The organism is Rhodoferax sp. GT1R46, from assembly GCF_056521285.1.
This window is the reverse complement of sequence record NZ_JBWMBC010000011.1, coordinates 1-24,911: the sequence shown is the minus strand read 5'-3', so window position 1 is coordinate 24,911 and position 24,911 is coordinate 1. Positions and strand designations below refer to the sequence as shown.

Below are 24,911 nucleotides of genomic sequence, written 5' to 3'. Positions count from 1 at the left end.
GACGAAATCGGTTCGCACAGTTTATCGTACCGCCAAAACCATAACAAGCAATTTTTGCGCCAATAAACCAGCTGCCACATAACCCGTTGATTGGAAAGGCCTGCCCATCAACTCCCTCCTTCAGGCAGGGCGAAATGAAGCTGCGCTGTCAATTTTTCCGACACACTTATTTATAACGACTTTAGCAACGCAGCTACCTCCGCCTGCCCGTCGAACTTGTCTCCCCGCTTGGTAAGCTCATCTAATGTTGACTTGGCGCCAATTTTATCTCCCGCCTTGATCTGCATCTTTGCAAGGTTGAGTTTAAAAAGCAGGGTTTCTGGCTGCAAGGCGACGACTTTCTTTTGCAACTCGATCGCCTTGGCGTGTTCATTTTTTTCGGACAACAACATTGCCAGGGTGTCCATGAACGCGGGCTGATTGGGCGCAATGGCAATCGCTTTCTCCGCGTAAGCAATTGCCCCCGCTTTATTAAGCCTGGCAGTTACCCACGCCAAATTGTTGTAGGCGACTGCATTTCTCTCCTGCAATTTGAGCACTGCCAAATAATTGCGCTCGGCCTGGCCGTAGTCTTTGCGAGCCATTGCCGCATCGGCCAGATACAGTAAAAACGCAACGTCTTTAGGGTGATCTTTTTGCCATGTAGATGCGAACTTCTCTGCGTCGGCATTCTTTCCAGAAGCAACATTCACCCCGTGATATTTCAGAGCCAGTTCCGCAGACGGAGCTTGCTTGAGTCCATTGCCGTATGCAGCAAGGGCACTATCCCAATTTTTTTGAGCGACATAGACATCCCCCTCTAGCACATACCCGATGGGGTCGGTGGGACTCTGCTTTTGCATGGTCCGCGCCGTACTCAATGCACTTGGGAACCGCTTGCCGTCAACGTCCAGCATGATGGAGCCCCGCTGCGCCTGCTGAAGGTCTGGCTTGAGCTCAAGGGCTTTACGCAGGTCCTGCGCCGAGGCCGCCTTGTCATTGGCGGCCAAATGTGCTTCAGCCAATCGCACGTAAGGCTGCGGCGACAATGGCTGTAAAGCCGCAACTTTGTTGAACGTCGTGATGGCCTGATTAAACTCCCCCGAAGCCTGCTGCGCGAGACCCAGTGCATCCAATAGCTCAGGGTTGTCCGGTATAGCGGCGACCCCATCCTGGGCAGACGCCAGCGCCTGCTTGACATCTTTGTTGCGCAAGTGGAAGTCAACCAGCAACAAGCGCGGAGCTGCATCAGCAGGGTTGGCGGCGACCGCATTGCCGATCAGTTTGGCAACCTCTTCTTTAGCCGCCCCTGAACGGGCGCTCAGTTCTGCCAATGCCAGCAGTGCTTGCGCATTTTTCGGGTCTTTTCCCAGCACCGACTCAAATCGCTTCTTCGCGTCTTCGGGCTTTTTTTCCTCCACGTCCATCGCAGCCAGGCTTGCAACTGCGGGAAAGTAGGTCGGATCAATGACCAGCGCCCGCTCAAAGCTCTTCCGCGCCAGCGACATCTCCTTTTTGGCAACGTAAGTGCGCCCTTGCAAGATGGCCGCCACGGGCTTATCGGGTTGCTTTCGCTCAAGGGCTTCGATGGCCTTTAACGCCTTGTCAAACTCCTGGCGCCGCAGGTGCGCACTTATCAATGCCATATCCGCAGTCGTGCCTTTGTCCGAAGCAGCAATATTCTCCAGTTCACCAAACGCTGAATCCACTTGCCCGCCCATTAGCTGGGCTACCGCAAGGGCGGTCCGCTTTCTTGCGTTCTGGGGATCCTGCTTGCTGGCCTTGGCAAAGTAGTCCTCTGCCTTTTTGACGTCCCCGGCTTGCAGATACACCTCACCAGCCAGCGATAGCAATGCGGGGTCCACGTTCTCCTTGTTGAGACCGGGCGCCATTGTTGCCAACGCCTTGGTTGTGTTACCGGAGCGCAGGTAGGCCGTTACCAGCAATCGGCGTGCCAACGGCAGGTCGGGTGACAGCTGTAATGCCTTGCTCAAGTAGCTCTCGGCTTGCAAAACGGAATCCAACTGAAGCTCAATTGCTCCAGCAAGCTGCAATGCCAGTATGTTGTTGGGGGCACCTTTGAGAACTTGCTGCAAATTGCCTCTGGCCAGCTTGAAATCCTTCCGCTGAAACGCCAGTTGGGCCTCCATGTACTTGGTCTGGGGGTTGCTGGGCGCAAACGCCTTCATCTTTGCGATTTGCTTCTCCGCATCATCCAGCTTTCCTTGCTGAAACAAAATGCTCGTAGCCGCAGAATGCGCGGCCATAAAGTCGGGCCGCGCGTCCACGCTTTGGCGATAGGCCGTCAACGCCTCATCGGGTTGGTTTTTTGCGTACAGCAACAAGTCGCCCTTGAGTTTCAATGCCTCATAGTTCTTGGGGGATTTGGCAATCAAGCCATCCACCAATGCCAACGCACCATCAAAATCGCGCTGGCCGGCTTTTTGACGTGCCTGCAGCAGTAGTGCGGGAGCATAGGTGGCATCCGCCTTTAGTGCAGCACCGAGAGCGGCCTGCGATAAATCGGCAAGCCCTTGCGCGGCAAACGACTCAGCGAGCGTGGTTTGCAGGCTGGCCATCTCGGGCGTCTGACTCAACACTACTTGGCCAAACTCATCCGTCACTTTCTTGGCCTGACCCTGGGCGAGCATCGCTTTAGCCAAGTAAGGGGCCACTTGGGCTTGTGGCACTTTCAAGGCCAATGCCTTTCGCAACTCGGTTTCAGCACTCACCGGATCCCCGCCGTCCAGCAATGCCACGCCCAGTAAGTACCGCGCCTCCGGAAGATCTGGATTACTTTGTAGCGCATTCTTGATCTGGATAACGGCAGCCTTACTGTCGTTTTTTGCCAAATAGTCTTTTGCGGAGTTCAGCATCGCTTCCGGCTTTTCGCCACAGGCCACCAGCATCAGTGCCATCAACAAAGCAGGGAGCTGATAGCGAGAAAAAGATTTCTTGGAGTTCATTTTTACCCTCAGTTACAAACACGCATCCAGCAACTTATTTCAAACCCAACCGGTGCATCAAATCGTAGAGCGTGGGCCGACTGACACCCAACAACTCCGAAGCTTTCACCATATTTCCATTCACCCGGCCGAGTGCCGAAATAATGGCTCCCCGCTCCGCGTTGTCACGAATCATGCGCAGGTCCAGCGAGTTGTCGGCCGCATCCTCAACAACGCTTTTCAAGCCCAAATCGTCACTGGTAATCTGCTTGCCATCGGCCATGATGATGGCACGCTTGATGCAGTTCTCCAGCTCCCGAATATTGCCAGGCCAGCGGTGTAGTTCGACCGCCCTGACCGCGTCTTCGCTCAAAGTCATAGCCGGTCGATTCTGTTCCTGGGCAAATTTTTTGACAAACGCGTGCGCCAGCATGGCTGCATCTCCCACACGGGAACGCAGTGGCGGGATGTTGATTACTATTTCGGCCAACCGGTAATACAAATCCTCGCGGAAGCGTCCTTCTTTGCTCAGAGCGTTGAGATCCTGGTGGGTCGCGCAAACGATACGAACATCCACCGGGATTTCCTGGCGCCCGCCCAAGCGCTCAATCGTTCTTTCCTGTAAAAATCGAAGCAACTTCGCCTGTAGCGGAAACGGCAAATCTCCAATTTCGTCGAGCATCAAAGTGCCGCCATGCGCCGTTTCAATTTTGCCCATGGTCTGCTTTGAGGCCCCCGTGAACGCGCCTTTCTCAAACCCGAACAACTCGCTCTCCAGCAAATTCTCAGGAATAGCCGCACAGTTAATGGCGACAAACTTGCCGTTGCGGCGAGGTGATGCGCCGTGCAACCCACGCGCCAAAACCTCCTTGCCGGTACCGCTTTCACCCAGCAACATCACGGTTGCGTTCGAACTGGCCACCTTTTCGATGGTACGGCTAATGCGCATCATCTCCGGATCACGCGTAATCAATCCAAACAATGCGTCGGGCTGATGCATTTCGCGTAAACGGCGATTCTCGCTCTGGAGTTCGAACAGCCGAAAGGCACGCTCAACCGTCAGATTGAGCAACTCCGGCTCAAACGGCTTGGCAAAAAAATCATACGCGCCCATGGCTACCGCCCGAAGGGCGTTGGCCTGGTCGTTTTGACCCGTCAAGACAATCACCTTGATATCAGGGTCCACCGCCATGATCTGCTCCAGCAGCTTGAACCCTTCTGACACCGAGTCGGCATCTGGCGGCAGCCCCAGATCCATGGTCACCACTGCGGGCGTGCTTTTGCGCAATTGCACCAGCGCACTTTCCCGATCATGGGCCGTCACCGAATCAAAGCGGTCAAGTGACCACTTGATTTGCTTTTGCAGCGCCAGATCGTCTTCGACGATCAACAACGAACGAGATTTTTCGGATGTCATGAAACTTCTCAAATGTGAATGCCTGATTACCTTTGCGCGTCAAACACCGGCAATAGTAAAGTGACCGTGGTTCCAGCACCCACCGCGCTTGCCACATCAATCTTGCCACCTAATTCCTGAACGTATTGGAAACTTTCGTATGCACCAATGCCCATTCCCGACTGTTTGGTGGTTTGAAACGGCTTGAAAAGACGATCACGCAGGAATTCTGGCGACATGCCCTGCCCCGTATCGCCCACCATCACTCGGGCTTGGCCACCTACGCGGTCAAGGGTGAGCCAGACACGCCCCGACGGGTCTGTTGCATCAAATGCGTTTTGTACAACGTGACCGATGATGCGCTCCAGCCGCTCTTCATGACCGCGCGCCAGCACCACATCACCCATTTGAACCTCAAGCACCCGACCCCGCCCCAAGGCTACTGCTTCGATGCGGCCAACAATACTGCCCAGATTGACGCCAAAAGCGGCCCCCGGCGGAGTGGCCCCCTCGCGTAACTGCAACATGAGTTGGCGCATTCGTTCCAGAGAGTTCTCAACGGTAATCAGCATGTCCTGCTGAAACTCCGGGTTATCCCCCAGACGCTTGGCATTTTTCATCATCAGGGACAGCTGGGTCACGATGTTTTTCAAATCATGCACCACGAAGGCGGACATGCGATTGAACGCATCAAACTTGCGGACCTCCAGCAGCGCCTCGGTCGCCTGCATTTGCGCCAGAAAGCTCGCCGCCTGCTGGCCGGCAGTTTTCAGCAGATCATTGACTTCCCAATTCACCTCCACGCGCGTGCGCGCACTGGCCAGCACCACAAAGCCAATCAACTCCGACCCTACCAGTAAAGGAACCACCAACCACGCCTGCGCAAGGTCCTGCAGCCAAAGCGGCAGCTGCATCTGACCATACCGGCGCGAAAAAGATCGGTATTCCTCCAGGTTGACGACCCAACCGCTGGTGGCCATGAATTCGCACAGCGGTGAATCCGCCTTTTCCCGATCTGCGGTCTGGGCCATGTTCCAGCAGGCAGTCTGACTGAAATCAGCCTCGCCTTTGGATCGCATCCACAGGCTTCCGCCAGGACTTTCCAGCATCTCCGCCAAACCACGAACGACTTGCTGCCCCATTTCCTGAGGCGTGTTGCGACTTGACAATGTCTTGGTGAACTTGAGCCACTCGTCGCGGTAGTCGTAGCGGTATCGAAAGAAATGTTTTCCCAGGAACACCCGAAGACTCGCGCGCATGGAACCCGACATGGCCAGCACCATCAGCAGAATCAGGGTGAAGAAGACAAACCCGACTTGCAGCGCCCGGCCCCACTCGCCACCAAAGTACCGCACGTAGTAGCCTACCGCAGACATAAAAACGAGGTATGCGCCTGCAATCAATAGCGTTGCGGAATGAAATGCCGCCTTGGGCGAAAGACGAATCTTCGATATCCAGTCGCTGCGCCGTGTCATGGAAAGCACGAGCAACGGCAAAACCAGCACGTGCACACCACCCCTTATGCTGAGCGCATCCGTGTCCACGCGGTTGAACATGACCGCTTCTGAAAACAAGTACAGATCAAACAGGAAAGCTCCGGCCAACCCAAGGGACAAAGGTTTGAGGTTCCAGCGGGAATCTTCGGTGGCATTGCGAAACACTTGCTCCAGCAAGACCAGCGCAAAAATCGAGGTTGCCATGACGCCAACAAGACGCAACTGCGAAACCAGCGCCAGGTTACCGATGCCGAAACTCGCAAGCAACAGGGACACCACACCCAACAGTATCAGCGCACCCGCCACAACCGCCAACCACGGCAACCGGACGGAGCGTGCACTGGAGGGAGCCGGACGGAGCAGCGTCAACAGGAACGCGAACCACCCACCATAGCGAAGCAAATCCAGCAGGTTGCTGAACAACAACCACAGCGGATTGGCTGTGAAAGAGAACGCCAGTCCAAACCAGCCCCACAGGGCGGTGCACACTACGGTCGCAACCACCAGCGCATTGGAGCGATCGTGCGAGGGGCCTGGACTCCCCTGCTGCGCCAGACGGAACACAAAGAGCGAGTAAGCCATTCCAACAAGGAACTGGCTCCAGGCCATCACGGCCATGCTACTGGGCACCCTTGCGCATCAACACCACCCCTACGGTCTCAAACAAAATGACAATGTCGAGGAAGAGGTTGTGATTTTTTACGTAGTACAAATCGTATTGCAGCTTTTCAGCTGCATCTTCTACTGAAGCACCATATTGGTAGCGTACTTGCGCCCAGCCAGTTACGCCTGGCTTGACACTTTGTCGCACCGCAAAGAAAGGGATTTCTTTCGTCAATTTGTCGACAAAAAACGGGCGTTCAGGGCGAGGGCCCACCAAACTCATCGCACCGCCCAGCACGCCAAAAAGCTGCGGCAACTCATCAATACGCAGTTTGCGGATCACCCGCCCCACCCGTGTCACCCGATCATCCGAAGCACTGGCCCAGCGGGGCGTGCCATCTTTTTCGGCGTCGATTCGCATGCTGCGAAACTTCACCACGTTGAAGAGACGACCATTCAACCCTACGCGCTCTTGCAGGTACAGCATGGGCCCACCACTCTCGATCAGTATCAAAATACCGGTGATGACCATGATGGGCAACGTGACGACAATCAGAATCGACGCGCAGACAATGTCAAAAACCCGCTTCACGGCAGCCCGCGCCCAGCCGTGACCAAAGCCATCCCCAAATATGAGCCAGCCAGCGGATATGGAGTCCAGCCTGATTTGCCCCAGGGTTTTTTCGAAATGGGTCGCCACATCGACCACCCGCACGCCACGCAACTTGCAATCCAGCAGTTCACGCAGCGGCATGCTACCGCCGCGGCGCTCTGAGAGCGCGACCACGATTTCGTCGACTCTCTCGTCGACCACGATGTCCGACAGGGGCTTGTCGGAAACCAGAAGCCCCCATGCTGAAACCTCAGGTACTGTTTCGTTAGGGCTGGGGAAGTAGCCAACAAGATCAACATTGGGGTCTGAATTTTTCAGGCTTTTCCCGACATGTTTGGCGGGTTTTCCGGTACCCAGAATCAACACCCGCTGGCGCATGCTTTCAGCCGGGGTGGAGTTGGCCACATAGATTCTGGTTACCAGCATCAGAATCAAGACAGCGATCAAAGCCGACATCACGGCACGCCGGTCGTCACCACTCTGGTAAGAGAATTTCCAGACCAGATAGGCTAGCGGCACGGATGCACAAAATGCAAGCACCGCCCGGGCATGCGTCTGCCCAATGGTCCGGTTATGTCCACGCTGGTAAAACCCAAGGCCGTGGTTGATGATCAGAACGCCCAAGCCCAGCACCAGCGAGTTGGCCAAAATACGGGGTACCAGGTAGGCCGGTTCTGCCACTTGCACCAGAACAGCAACCAGCATGGCGGTGACCACCAGCCCTAAATCAAAGCACATCTGCAGCAGTGTGCGTTTATGAAAATAGTGACCTAGTATTTTTATCATTCCCAAATTCCCGATTGTCGAGCCTGTTATCGGACCCCATCTTCTACGCCCATTAAAGCAGTGAATGGGTAAAGAAACCACGGTTTTGACCGTTAAAAAATTCTAGCAGGCCTCGCTTTCAGGCTGGCGGGCGAGTTCGGTCGATGCAAACAGCAGCAAAAAGAACAAAAAAGCCACCCTGGGGACGTCCATCACGCTGCTAACCACCCCCACCACCAGAAGCCCAGCCAGCGACGCTGCCAGGAAAGGCGAAAGCGCCTTCGTCCGGGCTTGCCCCAGCGACAGGTGCCACAACGCCACAGCGATCAGCGCACCCAGCAGCAGTAAGCCAACCAGACCCCGCTCAATCAGAACCTCCAGATACAGGTTATCGATGTGCCATGGCAGGAAATAGGACTGTGCTGCAGGAAACCACTGGGTCAGACCCCTCGAAAAATCTCCGTTTTCGAGCAGACTCCGAGCACGTTCACCAGTCAGATCCAGGTTATCAATGTCTGCCGCCCCTGCGGGACTGGCCACTGAAATTTCAAACAGGTGCATGCGTGGCGCGTACCAGGTGCCGCCGCCCAGTGGAGGCCCCCTCAACGGGAACGCCACCGTTTGCCAAGCCGTTTTCCCCGGCAATACCGTCACCAGCATGTCCTGGCACGCGCGGTCGTACAACAAGTGCCGCTCGCACAGCGCCACATACAAATCCGTCGGCTCCTGCACCCGCACCGCCATGCTGACACGGTACCCACCCGCTGAGTCCACCTGCACGCGTTGTGTCAGGGCATACGATCCGCCCAGATCGTCCAGGTTTTCCGCACTGCGCAGGGACATGAATCCATTGATTGGCTGGCCAGCCTTCTTCCCGGAATGCAGCTCTACCGTGCCAGAAAACCCCTCGTTTGGCACCTTCGCCGCATAGTTGCCGGGTAGCCGTCCCAGCCCCTTGCCGAGCCACCAGTCGGCCGGGCCCTGCAGCAAGCCCATACCGCGCTGCCAATGCTCCATCCTGCTACCCAAATCCTGACTGGTTTTGGCCAGCCGCTCCGCCATGAATGACCCCGCTCCCAGCACGGCTGCCACCTCCAACGCTATCAAGAAAACCAGCGCCGCGCTGCCCTTGGCTCGCCAACCTTCCCACCACAAATTTTTGCTTTTGCGTTGCGTTGATGCATGCTTTTGCCTCCAAAGCAATACCGCCAGCAAACCCAGAGGGGCAACGACTGACAGGTACACGCCACGTGAGAAAGTGGTCAGGCAGGCATACGCCGTCAGGAGTGCCAACACGGCGGCAGCAACCCACGTCAGGCGCCTTCTGGCCACTGCCAGTGCCCAAACGACGAATGGCGACGCAAGCGCCAGATAGCTGTCAATAGCGGCACCCCCCACGTGCATTTCCCAGAAAAGACCCACGGTGCGGTAATTGGTTGAAAAATCCAGCAGTCCGACAAAGGCCGCTCGCTCCCACACCACGGCCAGCGTCAATAGGCCCAGCCCAGCAACCATGCCCGCCGCCAGCCGCTGACTGGCCCTTGCAGTTGAATGACGAAACTCCCGCCGCAGCAAGGGCAGCAGGAGCAGTGCAAAACCCAGGCTCTTGAACACCCGCACACTGTTGAGGGCATCGCCGTACCCGGCGAACCAATCAAAGGCAAAACCCCCGGAATCCTCCAACCCGCGGTGCAGCGCCCACAGGCTGGCAATACCCAGCAGACCCTGCAACACAGGGATAAGAGCCGGCAGACGCGGCGGAGCGCACTCTGCGGGCCCTCGATGCTCCAAAGCCCAGCGCCCGTAACCGCCCGCCAAAGTGCCCAACAGCAAGATATCAAACTCATCGAACACCAGCCACCCGGTCCAGGGCGCAAAGTTCAAAAATGGCAGACAGGCCGGTACCACAAAGAGCCATGCCGCCGGAAACGACGCCGCCATGACGCACCAGACCCACAAGACAAGCGTTGCACCCATTGGCCACAACGGGTGGTTCCAGGCCAACGCGGCGCCCGCCAGCAGACAGGAAAGCGCCAGCAAAAGGCGGGCCAGATGGTTCAGTGCAACGCCCCTTAGACCAGTACTTCAACGCAGTGTGGATGCCCCAAAAACCCTTGCGGACTGGCACTTGCGCCATAGGCCCCCGACTGGAACACCACCGCCAAGTCACCCACATCGGCGCGCGGCAAGGCCATGCGGTCCGCCAGCAAATCCAGCGGCGTACACAAGGGTCCGACCACCGACGCCACCTCCTGCTCCCTAGCGTGCATGCGGTTACCAATGGCGACAGGATAATTTTTCCGCACCACCTGCCCAAAGTTGCCTGAGGCGGAGAGATGGTGGTGCAGCCCACCGTCTGTCACCAGATACACCTGCCCGCGTGAGACCTTGCGATCCACCACCCGCGCCACGTACACGCCGGCCTCACCCACCAGGTAGCGCCCCAGCTCAATCACGATGCCCGCTTCGGGCAACTCCGTGGCAGCGCGTTCGCAGATGTGGGCCAGGTTGTCACCTATCGGCGCCAGATCAAGCCGCTGCTCGCCCGGAAAATAGGGAATGCCAAAGCCTCCGCCCAGGTTGAGGAAGCGCACCGGTGCGGGGGCCAGTTCCGCCAAGCGCAGGGCCAACTCATAGGACTTGCGCTGGGCATCGCAAATGGACTCGGCCTTGAGGTTTTGGGAGCCCGCAAACAGATGAAACCCCTCAAACTGCACGCCGGTGCTGCGAATCAAATCCATCAGCGCGGGCATTTGTTCCACGTCCACACCAAACTGCTTGGGGCCTCCGCCCATCTTCATGCCCGAGCCTTTGAGCTCAAAGTCAGGGTTCACGCGCACCGCCACCCGCGCTGGCAAGCCCAACTCCGCGGAAATGGTTGCCAGTTCCGATACTTCGCGGAACGACTCAATGTTGATCAACACGCCTGCTGCCACCGATTGGCGCAGTTCGTTAGTTTTCTTTCCCGGCCCGGCAAAGCTGATCTCCTGGGGGTTGGCACCCGCATTCAAGGCCACCTGCAACTCGCCGGCGGAGGCCACATCCACGCCATCCACCAGCCCCGCCATCAGGCCCACCACGGCAGGCATCGGGTTGGCTTTCATGGCGTAGTGCAGTTTGATGGCCTTGGGCAACACGGCCCGCAGTACGCCGACCCGCGCGCGCAGCAGGCTGCGGTCATAGGCGTAAAAAGGAGTTTGCCCCACACGCTCCACCAGGCGCGAGAGCGGCATACCGCCAATTTGCAGTTCACCGTCAACGACAGGGAACTGGTCCATGGGGGCATGGACGGGAAGTGGGCGTTCAGTAGGGGTCATTGGGAGTCATCGGTTCACTGTGGTGTGCGTTCGGCCCACTCGGTGGCCAGCAGCTTGCGGTCAATCTTTCCGTTGGGGTTGCGCGGCAACGGGCCGGGTCGCACATCAATGTGGGCTGGCACCATGTAGGCCGGCATACGCGCCCGGCACTCCAGATTCAAGGCTTTCAGGTCGATAGCCCCCGTAGAGTCTGCCGGAGTAGCTATCACTTGTATAGCATGACCCAGCAATGGGTGGTCCACTCCGAAGGCCACGCACTCCCCCACCATCCGGGTGGCGTACAGCACCTCTTCCACTTCGGTGGGGCTGACGCGGTAGCCGGATGTTTTCATCATCTCGTCACGCCGGCCAATGAAGTACAGGAAGCCCTCCTCATCCTGGCGCACGGTATCGCCCGAAAACACGGCGTACTCCGGCAACTGCAGCCCGGGCTGGCGTCCGGGCGCATCGGGGGCCAGCAATTGGTAGCGTTCGGCGGTCTTTTCGGCGTCGTTCCAGTACCCCAGGCCCACCAGCGCACCGCGGTGCACCAGTTCGCCGGGCTCATTGGGCGCGCAGGGCGAGCCGTCTTCGCGCAGCACCAGAATTTCGGCATTGGGAATGGCCTTGCCAATCGAGTCGGGGCGGCGGTCCACCTCGGCAGGCGGCAAAAACGTAGACCGAAAGGCTTCCGTCAGGCCATACATCAAAAAAGGCAGCGCCTTGGGCACCCGCTTACGCAGCAGGGCCAGCGTCTCGCCCGGCATGCGCCCGCCGGTGTTGGCAAAGTAGCGCAGGTGCTCGCCGACCTCGGCAGGCCATTCCAGCTGGGCCAATTGAATGTAGAGGGGCGGCACCACCGTGAGGCCGCTGACCTTCTCCTTGGCCATGGCTTTGAGCACATCGCGCGGCAGCAAATAATTGAGCAGCACCACCCGCGCGCCCACATGGAAGGCGGTTGTCAACTGGCTAAAGCCCGCATCAAACGACAGGGGTAACGCAGCCAACAGGGTGTCCGTTGCCTGATTTTCAAGATAGGACGCCACGCTCTTGGCGCCGGCCACCATGTTGCGGTGCGACAGCACCACCCCTTTGGGGCGACCCGTGCTGCCCGAGGTGTAGAGAATGGCCACCATGTCGGTGTCAATCACCCGGTGCCCCGCTTGGGGCGGACTCATTAGGAGGGCATTCCAACTGGTGAAGGCCAGATGCGGCGGCTGCGGCGCAGCGGGAACCTCCGCGCCCGTCAGCACGACATCCCGCAAATCATGGCATTCGGCCAGCACCGGCGCCAGCAAGGTCAAGCGCTCGGGCGAGGTCACCAGCACGCGCACGTTGCAGTCGCGCAAAATGAAGGCGACCTGCTCAGGCTTAAGCAGCGGATTCAGCGGCACAAAGACACCGCCCGCAGCCGGTGCGCTAAAGCTGGCAATCACCGTCTCAAACCGCTTCTCAAGGTAGATGGCGACCCGCTCGCCGCGTTGCAGGCCCAACTGCATCAAACCGGCTGAAAAATGGGAAGTCGCTGCCTGCAGTTCCTGGTAGCTCAGCGAGTCTGCGCCGTAGGTCAGCGCAATGGCTTGCGGCGTACGCTGGGCAGAGACCGCTATCAATTCATGCAGCAAAGTGGATTCAGTCATGGCTGGTCGGGTGAATGCAGGAAGCGGGTATCGAGGTCAACAGAAATGACCTCGGGTATCGTACACGCTCTGCAATTTTTCTTGGCATTGCCACCCCCCATGGACAACCACAATTCACTCGCCCAGGAATGGCAAACCCTGCAAGGCAACCACGAACAGCACGAAAGACATGCGCTGCTGATCAAACTGACTTGTCTCGCACTCGGCGTAGCGGGTTTAGCCGCCCGAGTGCCGTTGGGCTGGCTAGCGCTTGCCGTGATGCTGCTCTGGGGGCAGGAAGGCATCATCAAAACCTACCAATCCCGCCTGGCGGATCGCCTGCTGGTGGTGGAATCCCTGCTCCGGGAGGAGCAACCCGCGCGGCACGCCATGCAGCTGCACACCGATTGGGCCACAAATCGCCCCGGCGGCGCAGGTCTGATCGCCAGCTATGCCATGAGCGCCTGCCGCCCAACGGTCGCGTTTCCCTATCTGCCGATACTCATCACGGGTTGCATCGCAGCATTTATATAAAAACAGCCTGCAGCCCCCGTAAAACCTGCGCAAGTAGCTATACATTTGATAGCAATACAATCTGCATCAAAACCAACCAACGCCCCAGGGAGTCAGAATTGAACGTAACACAAGAAGTCATCCGCCTGCTGGATGAAGTTTTAAGCCTGGATGGCCGATCCAGCGGCTTTACCCGCGACACCCCGTTGCTGGGGGCCATTCCCGAGCTGGACTCCATGGCTGTCGTCACGCTGATCACCGGACTGGAAACCCACTTTGGCCTGGTGGTGGATGATGACGACATTGACGGCAGCACTTTTGCCACAGTGGGCTCGCTGGCTGACTTTGTTACCGAAAAGCTCGCAGGCTAAGTCAAGCCTTAAAGGGACTGCGTGAGTTCGGTTAGACGCTCTCTGCTGTATTCCTTGGCAGACAGCTATCTTGGGGTCAGCCTGCAGTTGGCCAGCACGCTCATCATCTCCCGTCTTCTGACGCCAACCGAGATTGGCATATTTGCGGTGGCCGCGGCGCTGGCGGCGCTTGCCAGCACATTTCGCGACTTTGGAGTGGCCGAATACCTGATTCAGGAAAAAGATCTGACGGCAGCCAAGATTCGTGCGGCCTTTGCTGCCAACTTGGTGGTGTCATGGCTGATGGCACTTTTGCTATTCGCTTCCAGCGGCGCTGTGGCGGACTTCTATCGACAACCGGGCGTGGCAGACGTCATGCGGATTCAGGCGGTCAATTTTTTGATCATTCCGTTCGGCGCAGTGACCATGGCGTATTTCCGCCGTGAGCTCAACTATCGCCCCATCTTTATTGCCGGGCTTCTCGGCAACACCACCTCTTTTGTTGTTGCGACGGTCGGAGCTTGGCGTGGCTATGGGTACTTGAGTCTGGCCTGGTCATCGCTCGCCGGCGTCGTGGTTACGGTCGCTATCTCGGTGGTCATGCGCCCCAAGGGTTTTCCGAGCCTGCCCTCACTCAAGGGGGTGGCCGACGTAGCCCGGTTTGGCAAACACGCCATTGGCATTTATCTGTTTGGTCAGATTGGAAAGAGCGCGCCGGAAGCGGTTGTTGGCCGGATATTGGACATGGCATCGGTTGCATTCTTCAGCCGTGCGAATGGTTTGATGGAGATCTTTAACCGGACCGTGCTCAGGGCTGTTTTGCCGGTGTGTCTTCCGTATTTTTCCCAAGCTGCACGTGCCGGCCAGGAGACGCGCATCGGCTATCTCAAGGCAACCAGCATGCTGACCGGCATTGGTTGGCCTTTCTTTCTGGTCATAGGCATTCTTGCCTTCTCGACCATTCGCTTGCTTTACGGAGTCCAATGGATGCCGGCCGTCCCCTTGGCCCAGATTCTGTGCCTCGCAGCCGTATTTGAACTGCCTTACTTTTTGGCCGGAGAGGTCATGATCGCGCATGGTCGAGTTGACCAGAGCAATCGGCTGCAGCTTTTGGTGCAGGCCATACGGCTAGCCAGCCTGGTTCTGGTGGTTCCGTTTGGGATGGTCGGGGCATGCTGGGGGCTTGCTGGGGCCGGATTGATGGGCGCGGTTATTTCTCACCAATTTCTGCATCGCATCATTGGTTTGCGCCTTGCTGACGTGCTCCGAGCCTGCGTGGGGAGCGCCGGGGTGGCAGCATGCTGCAGTGGCCCTGTGCTGCTACTGGTACTCCTGGTGCCGCAGACAGAGGCCAACTACCAAGGCGTGCTGGTTGGTGCCACCTTACTCGCGGCGCTTTCCTGGCTGATTGCTTTGCACTTCTTTGCCCACCCGCTCCTGGACGAACTAAGGAGCCTGAGCGCCAAGGTGCTAAGCAATACGAGACGCAAAACGTCAAACGAACACGAATGATTCGGGCAATGCACCTTTCACTGCAAAAACTGACGCCTAATACAATTAAAAAAAGGCTTTGAGCTATCAAACTACAGGGAGCCTCAATTGCACACAAACCAGGAAGTCATCCGTCGGCTACAACGCCGACCAATGACCCCATCAGGCGGGGCGGGGTGAGCGTGGAAGCATTTTTTCTGCCTGTGGCCGGTGGGCAACGCTTTTGCCTGTACCACCCGGCGGTCAGAACGCCCGGTACGGTAGCGCGTGGCCAAGTCGTATACGTGCACCCCTTCGCGGAAGAAATGAACAAATCCCGCCGCATGGCTGCATTGCAGGCGCGAGCGTTGGCGCAAGCCGGCTTTGATGTGCTGCAGATCGACCTGCTGGGCTGTGGCGACAGCAGCGGCAACTTCGGCGACGCAACCTGGTCAGCTTGGGTGAGAGATGTAACAGACGCCTGTGATTGGCTGCGCAAGCGCACGGACGGTACCACGCTGCAGATACCGCGCCCGCCGCTTTGGCTCTGGGGCCTGCGCGCCGGCTGCCTTTTGGCAGCGCAAGCTGCACAAATGATAGAAGAGCCATGCAATTTTTTGTTTTGGGCGCCTACTCCGGCTGGCAAACCACTGCTGCAGCAGTTTCTGCGTCTCAAGGCAGCAGCTGACCTCGCTAGCGGCAACGCCAAAGGCGTCATGGAAGGCCTTCGTGCAGATCTGGCGCAAGACCGACCGGTTGAGATTGCCGGCTACCTTTTGGCTCCCTCCCTGGCCAACGGGCTGGAGCAGGCCAACCTGAAGCCACCAGCCCGAGCCCTTGCGGGGCGGGTGGAATGGATCGAATTGTCCACGCGCCCTGATTCCGGCCTGACACCTGTGGCCATCAAAGCCATTGCCGACTGGCAGCATGCTGGCTATGCAATACGCAGCCATCTGGTGAATGGCCCCTCATTCTGGCAAACCAGCGAGATTGAGGACGCCCCGGCACTGATCAGCTCCACCAATGCGGCCCTGATGGAGCCGGGCAGGCCATGAGCTATCGGGAACAAGCCATCACATTCGATTGCCAGGGCGAGTGCCTGGTGGGCATCCTCTCGCTTCCGGAATCCAAAGCAAGGCCAACCGCAAGCACTGGTGTGGTCATCGTTGTCGGCGGTCCGCAATACCGGGGGGGTAGCCATCGCCAGTTTGTGCTGCTAGCCCGCGCGCTGGCCATGGCAGGCACACCCGTGCTGCGCTTCGACTACCGTGGCATGGGCGACAGCACGGGCGAGCTGCACACCTTTGAGAACGTGAATGACGACATTGCAGCGGCGATCAACGCCCTGCAAATGGCGGTCCCGGCTGTGCAAGGCGTGGTTCTTTGGGGTTTGTGCGATGGCGCATCCGCCGCCCTTCTGTATTGCCGGGCTACGCATGATGCACGCATCAACGGCCTGTGCCTGCTCAACCCGTGGGTGCGCTCAGAAGCCAGCCTGGCTAAAACGCAGGTCAAGCACTACTACACCCAGCGGCTGCGGCAAAAAGATTTCTGGATCAAGTTGCTCAGCGGGAAGGTGGCCACCAGCGCGGCAAGTGGCTTGATACGCAACGTCAAGACTGCTTTTTCGAGTCAGCGTGCACGAGCAAAGACGCATGACAGCCAGCCCTTTCAAACCAGCATGGCCTTGGGATGGGCGGAATTCAGCGGCCCAATGCTGCTGATTTTGAGCGGCGAAGACTACACGGCCAAAGAGTTTCTGGAGTACGTGGCGCAAGACGCGCATTGGTCCAACGCACTGGATAGGGCCATGCTTTTAAGGCATGATTTGCAGCACGCTGACCATACTTTTTCTGATTCAACGCAAAGTCAGCAAGTGGAGTTGCTTTGCGCCACTTGGCTGAACACAGGTCCAGCGACTTCAACTCGACGAGGGAATACAAGATGAGCCAATTCCGACTTCAGCAGAATTTAGCATGGCAGCAAATGCGCCGCTGGCTCTGCGCTCTAACATTGGGTCTTGCCTTTTGTGCCAGTGCCAAGGCCCAAACAGGAGCTTCAATCTGTGGTGATCTTGCGAACCATTTCGGCCCTTTTGACTACCGACAACACGCCGGAAGCCAAGATTTCAAGACAAACAAAAACAACCCCCTTTACCTTGTGCACAGTGCGCACTTTCGCCCTGAAATGGAAGCCCTGTCTCATGGTGGTCAGGGGCCCAAAAGCGATGTCGGGCCCGAGCTTGACTACACATTGCGCGCTTTTCCAAATCATCACAGAGCGCTTGATGCCATGGTGCGTCTGTCTGATCGGTTAAAAATGGATCCCCCCCGTGGCACGCGCTACAACGTGGAATGCTGGTTCGACCGCGCCATACGTTTCCAACCCGATGACACCATCGTTCGCATGATCTACGCTACCTACCTTGGGAAAAAGAAACGCGTTCCTGACGCTCTGAGTCAGTTGGAAATTGCAGCCGCTGCAGCGAAGGACAATCCCTTTACACGCTATAACATCGGATTGATATATTTCGACCTGAATGAATTTGACCGGGCTTTGACCGAGGCGCATATCGCCTATGGACTGGGCATGCAGCGCACGGAATTGCGCGACAAGCTGACCAGCACCGGTCATTGGCGCGAGCCAGTGGCAGCGCCACTAGCACCGGCATCAGCACCGGCATCATCTCAATGAGTGATTCGTGTGTTCCCATCCCACGACTGCCCGTGATGAGTTGGTGCGCCTTTGACGGCATCCACCGTGCCGCGCTGCCCTGCCTGTTGGACCAAGCTGGCGTGGACATAACCATCAGCGGCAGGGCGTCTATCTTGTTGGCCATGGAGCTACTTGGCCTTAAGCCCGGCGACAAAGTGCTGGTGCCGACTTATCATTGCCCCACCATGATTGCCCCGGTCGTTGCCCTGGACGCCGAACCCATTTTTTACCCCATCAATGCCTTGGGCGGCCCACAGCTTGACTGGCTGAAGCAGCAACCACTTGATGGCGTAAGAATCATCCTTGCCGCCCATTACTTTGGCCTGCCGCAGCCCATGCAGGCGCTGCGCGAATGGTGTGATCAGGTCGGGATCTCCTTGATAGAGGACTGTGCGCATTCACTTTTCGGCATCAGTGGCTCCCGCCCGGTTGGTCAATGGGGAGACATTGCCATTGGTAGCTTGACAAAATTTCTTCCTGTACCGGAGGGAGGCTGCCTGAAGCGCAACATTACCCTTGAACCCACTCCAGAACTCAGCAAACCATCTGTCAAACAGCAATTTAAGGCGGCCGTTGACATACTCCACGTGGCAGCGAGTTTTCGACGTCTCACCGGCCTCAATGACCTATTGCTGGGCGCATTTTCACTGCGTGACCGGTTCAGGCCTGCCGTTTCTGACGCGGCACAAGTACAACAACTTGACATGGGACAAGAGGAACCGTTGCCTGACGGATTCACAATCGACGCAACATTGTCGCACCGTGCTTTGACTTGGGCCTCAACCTGGGTAGCTCGTTGCCTGCCGCGCGCCAGGATTGTCGACCGCCGACGGCGGCATTTTCTTGAGCTCGCAAAGCTCCTTTCCGGGTTCAACGGTTTTCACCCTTTACATGCGTCATTACCAGACGACTCCGCCCCTTACGTCTTTCCTTTGTGGGTGGCCGAACCAGATCCAGGCTACGCCAGACTGAGGAAAATCAGGATACCGGTTTCGCGCTGGGACCGTCTCTGGCCCACCGTACCGCAAATCACTGGCGATACCGGCACTCTGTGGTCCCATCACATCCTGCAATTGGCGTGCCATCAGGATCTGACCGACGCAGACATTCAGACGATTGCCAACGCAATCATCCAGCTTTACGCCACAAACCCACCAATCGCAGACCCCGCGGCCTTGATTGAGGCTGTCTTGCCTCAATCAAGGTCACGAGACGCGGCCGCCGAACACACTGCCTAGACACCCCATGACCTGGAAACTTTACCCAATCGCCCGACTCCACGAACGAGCAGCAGAGTGGGACCATTTGCAGCGCGGATGCAACCATGCCGCGTTCCTGGAAAGCCCTTTCCTGCTACCCCTGCTTGCGGAGTTTGGCGCTGGCAACGAGCTGCTTGCGCTCAATCACGAGCAAGGCAAGCTAGGAGCCGGTGCGATTGTTCGGCCCTGCGGCAAAGGGCGTTGGGAAACGTTTCAGCCGTCCCAGCTTCCCCTGGGTGCCTGGGTAGCAAACTCTGACATGCACCTGGCAAGTCAAGCCAGGGAATTGTTGACCCAATTGCCTGGCTTGGCGCTGGCACTGGGCGTAACCCAACTGGACTCCATGTTGCAGCCGCGCCCCGACGACAACCCAACACTGCGCACCCTCGACTACATAGACACAGCCTGGGTGGAAATTTCCGGTAGTTTTGACGACTATTGGGACGCACTCGGAAAGAACTTGCGTCAGAATACAAAAAAGCAGCGCAACAAACTGCTGACTGAGGGCACCGAAACCAGAATCGAATGCATCACCGATCCAACGCAGGTTGCGCAAGCCATGCAAGACTACGGTGCACTGGAAAGCGCTGGCTGGAAAGCGGCTGATGGCACAGCCATACACCCCGACAATGCGCAGGGCCGGTTCTACCGCAAGATGCTGGAGAATTTCTGCGCGTCGGGGCGTGGGCGAATCTACCGCTACTGCTTTGGCGACAAAGTGGTATCTATGGACCTATGCATCGACAGTGGCTCTGTCATCATCATTTTGAAGACAACTTATGACGAGAGCTATAAGAATGTATCCCCCTCAACTTTGATGCGGCAAGATCAGTTTAGGCAATTATTCGAAGAAGGCCGCTATCAGCGCATCGAGTTTTATGGCAAGGTGATGGAATGGCACACCCGCTGGACAACCAACACGCGCCCCATCTACCACGCCACGAGCTACCGTTGGCCAATCATCAACACTCTGCATGCACAACTGGCGCAGCGACGCCAGGCTGCGAAACAGATTGACACAAACAGTTGACTCACATGCCTACGTCCAAGATCGCGGTAATTATTCCTTTTTTTCAACGTAAGTCAGGCGTGTTGGCGCGTTCGATCGCCTCCATTGCGGCCCAGCACTACCCGCCCGAGGCCTTGTATGTTCTGATCATCGACGATGGATCGCCGCTACCGGCAGAGCAAGAGTTGCGCGACCACCCACCAGCCGCGGAGCTGAATATTCGCGTGTTGCACCAACCTAATGCGGGGCCCAACGAGGCTCGCAATACCGGCTTGGTCAACCTGGACCCAGACACCAATCTGGTGGCCTATCTGGATTCTGACGATGAATGGATCGGCAACCACCTGTCGCGCGCCGTGCTCTCGCTGTCGCTTGGCTACAGCGCCTACTTTGCCAACCTGTTTCATTTAGGCGACTCCACCAACGAGTTCGACAAGGCAAAACGCGTACGGCACGAAGACCATCCTGCGGTGAATGGCGACCCGACTCTGCGGGCCTACCAAGGAGACATGATTCATCAAATCGCCACTGCCAACATCATTTTTATGCCTTCGCTCGTGATATCAGTCGCTGCGCTGGGTGCAGCCCGCTTTCCGCAGGCGCACCGCCATGGCGGTGGCGACTATCTGTACTGGATGGACCTGATCGCCCATGGCGCCCGCTTTGTCTACTCCACCGGAGCAGAGGTACGCTGTGGAGAAGGCATCAACATGTGGTACGGCAGCGGCTGGGGCACAGATGGTCTGGCCATGCGCATCGTTGACGAAGCACGCTTTCGTCGCAAGGTACTTGACAACTATGCGAAGGCCGAAGCAACCAAGGAGAGCCTGCGCAAACGGATGACCGAACTTCAGACTGGCATGCTTCAGGACATGGTTCACAGGTTGCGCCACAAAAAACCGGTGCACTGGAAGACCATCACTCTGTTTTTCCGAGAGAACCCGCCCTCGTTTCATATGCTGACGCATGTGCTCAGCATCGTCAAAAGCGCGCTGGTCACACGGGGCAGAGCAGACCAAACAGATACCGGGGGCCGACGGTGAGTCTTACCGTCCGGGGCGCGCTGGTATGGTCCTTCGCAGAGCGTTACGCAAGCCTGATTGTTACTGTGGCGAGCACGATGGTACTAGCCCGATTGTTGACCCCTCTGCAGGTCGGAATTTTTTCCCTGTGTGCGGCGGTAACCACCATTGCGGGCGTCCTGCGCGACTTTGGCGTCACTGAATACCTCATACAAGAAAAAGATCTCACTCGCGAGAAGCTTCGCGCCGCCTTTGGAATAGCCATCGTCATCGCTTGGTCGATTGGTGCCTTCATCTTTGGTACACGTGGACTGGCGGCAAGCTACTTCGGCGAGCCCGGAGTAGCCGATGTATTGGCCGTACTGTCGCTCAACTTTTTGATCTTGCCCTTTACCTCGCCAGCCTTTGCATTGCTCAACCGGGAAATGGCTTTTCGGAAAATTTTTGTGATCCAGATCACCAGCAACACGGTTCAATCGGTGACTGCTGTCAGTCTGGCCTATGCGGGGTTTGGCTACATGAGCTTGGCTTGGGCTCCCGTGGCGAGCATCCTGGTACAAACCCTGCTTGTTGGCTACTATCGTCCTCGCGAATCCTTCCTGCTGCCCAGCCTGAAAAATGCAGAAAGCGTCTTGCGTTACGGCTCCATGTTCGTTACATCGCGCGTCATTGAAACCCTCACGCGAAACGCACATGAATTCGTCATCGCCAAGCAATTCGGATTCGCTTCGGTAGGGCTGTTCAGCAGAGCGTTCGGCTTGCTCGAATTGTTTTACAACAACGTCTCCGCAGCGATCCTGCGGGTAGCAACCCCATCGTTTGCAAATGATCATCGGGCCGGTCGCGACCTGGCAGAAACGTTTGCACGCGGCACTGCCATCTTCACTAGCGTTGCATGGCCTTTCTTTGCCTTTGTCGCTTTGATGGCGAAGGAAATTGTGAACGTGTTGTTTGGCCCTCAATGGGCTGCAGCCGCACCCATTGCCAGCATTCTGGCTCTTGCCATGATGCCAGCCTACCTTTATGCGCTTGGGCCGAACCTACTGTCTGCCACGGGCAATGTGGCCCGACGACTCAAAATTTCACTGCAATACAGTCCGGTTCATTTGGCAGGTATCTTCATCGCTTCATTCTTTGGTCTCCAAGCCGTTGCGGCGGTATGGGGGATAAGCCAACTGGTCATGCTGCTGCTCTACATCCATCATTTACAACAGATACTGAACATGAGCGCGCGCCAAATGTTCAAACCCAGCCTGTCAAGCGCTTGGGTGTCGGCCGCATGCGCTGCCTCTCTGGCTCTTGCCGCGTGGGGTTGTCGCGCGGCCAACTTACCTGCATTGGCCACCCTGCTACTTGCAGCCATGGTCGGAGCAACAATCTGGATGGTGGTCGTGCGCGCCACACACCACCCTGTGTTCGAGGAGATAAGAAAAATGACCCCCCGTTTCTCAAGAGAAGCAACGTGATGGCAGCGCAACCAGAACCTGTATTGGCCTGCATCATCGTTACCTATAACGGTGCACCTTGGTTACCGCAATGCCTGGACTCCATACAACAGAGTACCGTGTCAGCGCGAATAATCGTCGTTGACAATGCATCGCAAGACGAGACCGTGGCCATCGTGCGTTCTCACCGCGGTGTGGAGTTGATAGAAACCGGGGCCAATCTAGGGTTCGGTCGCGCCAATAATATCGGCATCGCACGCGCGTTGGATCTTGGCGCAGAACATGTATTCCTCCTCAATCAAGATGCTCACGTCGCGACAGATGCGCTCGAACTCTTGCTCAGGCTATCAGCCAAAAATCCCACGATTGGCATCCTTTGCCCGATGCAACTGGACGCCGAGGGCCGGGCAACAGACCCCACCTTTTTGCGTTACTACCTGGCCGTCCATGCCTCGGCGATGCTGGACGACGCCCTGCTGGGAAGGCCCTTGAAAACCCAATACACGGTTGCCGCTGCACCAGCGGCTGCATGGCTTTTAACGCGCCGTTTCCTTAAAGAAGTTGGTGGCTTCGACCCCTTATTTTTCATGTATTGCGAAGACGATGATTTGTGCAGCCGGGCATGTCATCATGGTTACCAGGTCGCCGTGGTACCCGCTGCGCTTTTCTATCATGGTCGTGGCTTTCACAGTCAGGTCAAGAGTGAAACCAGGTCTCTAAAAATTCGGCGCAAGACCTCACGGCTACGGTCTTCACTTGTAAGAGACATCAAACAGCCGAGCGGGAAAATCTGGAAAAACGCGTGGCACGCGCTCAGCGAACGCTCCTTGTTGGGTCTAACCGCCTTGTTGAGCCATCTCAACTGGATTGAGGCTTACGCCACTCTTATGGCCGTGCTGCAGGTACTTCTATTTGAGCTTCCTGCAATTTCTAGGCATCGTCGCAAGTGCCTTGAGAAGGGGCCTCATTGGTTGCCCGGACCTCCTCACCCCCGCAACTCTGCCCTAAAGGAATATTAAGCAATGGCTCACATAGACTCTACAGAAAAGTTTAAGCAAGCTTACACCGGCCCTCGCCCCGACATTCTCCAACTGTTGCCAGCAAGCCCGAAAATGGTTCTTGACGTTGGCTGCAGCGATGGTACTTTGGGTGCTTCTATTAAGCAGCATTGGCCTATTGCAACAGTCATTGGAATGGAACTCTCTGAGCCGATGGGTGCAGTTGCGGCAAGCCGTATCGATCAGGTCTTTATCGGTGACATAGAGGCCCCAGAATCATTGGCCGGTTTGGCAGGTCAGAAATTTGACGTCGTAATTTTTGCGGACATTCTGGAGCACTTGCGTGATCCATGGAAGATGCTAGGGCGGATACGTCCTTACTTGACACCGGACAGCATCGTCGTGGCCTCGATTCCAAATGTACGTCACATAGATACCATATACCACCTCGTTGTCAAGGGGGAATGGCCGTACAGAGATCGAGGTATTCATGACCGCACCCACATGCGTTTCTTTACGAAGAAAAATATCTTCGACATGTTTGCATCCGAACATCTGGAGATAGTGCAGATGACAAGCAACTATCGACTTTTGGAACGCCCTCACCCAATCAACCGACATGCCCGCCGTTTCGCCATCTTGGGCATGGGGCCATTCCTTGCGTTCCAGTATCTGTTTGTAGCACGCCTCAAGCCGACCAATTGAGGCAGGCGTCCGAAATGCAACTATGACGCACTCCAACACTAGTCACAACGATGAAAGCGCAAGCTTGCTATCGCGCGACAATTGCTTCGACCTGCTCCGCACTCTGGCGGCATTTGCAGTCTTGTTTTCGCATAGCTTTGCGCTCAGCGGCTTGCCTGAACCTTTGATTGGGTATAAATCGACTTTGGGCAACCTCGCGGTCTGGGTCTTTTTCGCGATCAGTGGTTACCTGATCACCAAGAGTTGTTTGGCGAGCGCCACAGTAAGGTTGTTCACAATAAAACGATTGCTCCGCATCATGCCTGCGCTGATTGTTCTTTTGGTAGCGAGCGTCTTTGTAGCCGGGCCCTTGCTTACGCAGTTCACAATGGGTGAATACTTCGCTGACATTCATACTTGGACCTACCTATTCCAGAACCCTGCATTCGGCAACCAAGGGGACGTCCCGGGTGTCTTCGACAACCTGCCACTGGCTGGGGAGTTCAACGGTTCGCTCTGGACGATCAAGTATGAGTTGCTGATGTACGTGTTGTTGGGGGCGATGATTCCCGTACGACGTGAATTCTCAGTTTATATGTGTGTCGCCCTCACCATTACTGTAAGCGCGCGGCAAACCCATCTTGTTGGAGGCGGCAATAGTTGGGAGCATGGTGTCCACTTCAATAAGGTGGACACGTGCACACTTCAGTCATTCAATTACCCGGTGCTGGCCG

The 24,911-nt window shown here is 56.9% G+C and carries 20 protein-coding genes; 13 read left to right on the top strand and 7 right to left on the bottom strand.

What is annotated here, in order from left to right; translation table 11 throughout:
* Positions 1–170: 170 nt before the first annotated feature.
* The 7 genes from prsT to AC097W_RS18915 all read right to left on the bottom strand — a co-directional run bounded on the left by prsT (position 171) and on the right by AC097W_RS18915 (position 12,733).
* Entirely contained in the window at positions 171–2,945 is a 2,775-nt protein-coding gene (gene prsT, locus AC097W_RS18945) for an XrtA/PEP-CTERM system TPR-repeat protein PrsT (protein ID WP_479604193.1), read from the bottom strand.
* 34 nt (positions 2,946–2,979) lie between these two features.
* Positions 2,980–4,341, bottom strand: a complete 1,362-nt coding sequence (gene prsR / locus AC097W_RS18940) for a PEP-CTERM-box response regulator transcription factor (protein WP_479604192.1) — start codon at positions 4,339–4,341, stop codon at positions 2,980–2,982.
* A gap of 26 nt (positions 4,342–4,367) precedes the next feature.
* Positions 4,368–6,398: an XrtA/PEP-CTERM system histidine kinase PrsK gene (prsK, locus tag AC097W_RS18935; RefSeq protein ID WP_479604191.1), complete on the bottom strand. Its 2,031-nt coding sequence runs from the start codon at positions 6,396–6,398 to the stop codon at positions 4,368–4,370.
* 37 nt (positions 6,399–6,435) lie between these two features.
* Positions 6,436–7,818: a TIGR03013 family XrtA/PEP-CTERM system glycosyltransferase gene (locus tag AC097W_RS18930; RefSeq protein WP_479604190.1), complete on the bottom strand. Its 1,383-nt coding sequence runs from the start codon at positions 7,816–7,818 to the stop codon at positions 6,436–6,438.
* A gap of 102 nt (positions 7,819–7,920) precedes the next feature.
* The gene (locus AC097W_RS18925) at positions 7,921–9,837 is read right to left on the bottom strand and encodes a hypothetical protein (RefSeq protein WP_479604189.1); all 1,917 of its coding nucleotides are present in this window, start codon (positions 9,835–9,837) and stop codon (positions 7,921–7,923) included.
* Positions 9,838–9,869: 32 nt separating this feature from the next.
* The gene (locus AC097W_RS18920) at positions 9,870–11,075 is read right to left on the bottom strand and encodes a pyridoxal-dependent decarboxylase, exosortase A system-associated (protein ID WP_479604188.1); all 1,206 of its coding nucleotides are present in this window, start codon (positions 11,073–11,075) and stop codon (positions 9,870–9,872) included.
* A 53-nt stretch (positions 11,076–11,128) separates the two neighbouring features.
* Positions 11,129–12,733: an acyl-CoA ligase (AMP-forming), exosortase A system-associated gene (locus AC097W_RS18915; RefSeq protein ID WP_479604187.1), complete on the bottom strand. Its 1,605-nt coding sequence runs from the start codon at positions 12,731–12,733 to the stop codon at positions 11,129–11,131.
* 99 nt (positions 12,734–12,832) lie between these two features.
* Between AC097W_RS18915 and AC097W_RS18910 the strand changes: the two genes are divergently transcribed.
* From AC097W_RS18910 to AC097W_RS18850, 13 genes are all read left to right on the top strand, one after another.
* The gene (locus AC097W_RS18910; RefSeq protein WP_479604186.1) at positions 12,833–13,246 is read left to right on the top strand and encodes a hypothetical protein; all 414 of its coding nucleotides are present in this window, start codon (positions 12,833–12,835) and stop codon (positions 13,244–13,246) included.
* Between the two features lie 98 nt (positions 13,247–13,344).
* Positions 13,345–13,596 (top strand): acyl carrier protein, encoded by a 252-nt coding sequence (locus tag AC097W_RS18905; protein WP_479604185.1) that lies wholly within the window; start codon positions 13,345–13,347, stop codon positions 13,594–13,596.
* Positions 13,597–13,617: 21 nt separating this feature from the next.
* The gene (locus AC097W_RS18900; RefSeq protein WP_479604184.1) at positions 13,618–15,087 is read left to right on the top strand and encodes a lipopolysaccharide biosynthesis protein; all 1,470 of its coding nucleotides are present in this window, start codon (positions 13,618–13,620) and stop codon (positions 15,085–15,087) included.
* A 161-nt stretch (positions 15,088–15,248) separates the two neighbouring features.
* A complete protein-coding gene (locus AC097W_RS18895) occupies positions 15,249–16,100 on the top strand; it encodes a hydrolase 2, exosortase A system-associated (protein WP_479604183.1) in 852 nt (283 codons plus the stop codon).
* Positions 16,097–16,993, top strand: coding sequence for a hydrolase 1, exosortase A system-associated (locus tag AC097W_RS18890; RefSeq protein WP_479604182.1), 897 nt, complete (start codon positions 16,097–16,099; stop codon positions 16,991–16,993). Before AC097W_RS18895 ends, AC097W_RS18890 begins: the two co-directional genes overlap by 4 nt.
* Positions 16,990–17,739 carry a tetratricopeptide repeat protein gene (locus tag AC097W_RS18885; protein WP_479604181.1) on the top strand — a complete coding sequence of 250 codons (750 nt, stop codon included), beginning with the start codon at positions 16,990–16,992 and terminating at the stop codon, positions 17,737–17,739. The genes AC097W_RS18890 and AC097W_RS18885 overlap by 4 nt, the downstream gene beginning before the upstream one ends.
* 101 nt (positions 17,740–17,840) lie before the next feature.
* Positions 17,841–18,998 (top strand): DegT/DnrJ/EryC1/StrS family aminotransferase, encoded by a 1,158-nt coding sequence (locus AC097W_RS18880; RefSeq protein WP_479604180.1) that lies wholly within the window; start codon positions 17,841–17,843, stop codon positions 18,996–18,998.
* Positions 18,999–19,005: 7 nt separating this feature from the next.
* Positions 19,006–20,049 (top strand): GNAT family N-acetyltransferase, encoded by a 1,044-nt coding sequence (locus AC097W_RS18875; protein WP_479604179.1) that lies wholly within the window; start codon positions 19,006–19,008, stop codon positions 20,047–20,049.
* Positions 20,050–20,054: 5 nt separating this feature from the next.
* On the top strand, positions 20,055–21,071 hold the full coding sequence (locus tag AC097W_RS18870) for a glycosyltransferase family 2 protein (RefSeq protein ID WP_479604178.1): 1,017 nt from the start codon (positions 20,055–20,057) through the stop codon (positions 21,069–21,071).
* Entirely contained in the window at positions 21,068–22,516 is a 1,449-nt protein-coding gene (locus AC097W_RS18865; protein WP_479604177.1) for a lipopolysaccharide biosynthesis protein, read from the top strand. Before AC097W_RS18870 ends, AC097W_RS18865 begins: the two co-directional genes overlap by 4 nt.
* A complete protein-coding gene (locus tag AC097W_RS18860) occupies positions 22,516–23,514 on the top strand; it encodes a glycosyltransferase family 2 protein (RefSeq protein WP_479604176.1) in 999 nt (332 codons plus the stop codon). Before AC097W_RS18865 ends, AC097W_RS18860 begins: the two co-directional genes overlap by 1 nt.
* 3 nt (positions 23,515–23,517) lie before the next feature.
* Entirely contained in the window at positions 23,518–24,198 is a 681-nt protein-coding gene (locus tag AC097W_RS18855; protein WP_479604175.1) for a class I SAM-dependent methyltransferase, read from the top strand.
* A 22-nt stretch (positions 24,199–24,220) separates the two neighbouring features.
* Positions 24,221–24,911, top strand: a 691-nt coding sequence (locus tag AC097W_RS18850; RefSeq protein WP_479604174.1) for an acyltransferase family protein, incomplete at its 3' end; no start/stop codon positions are given.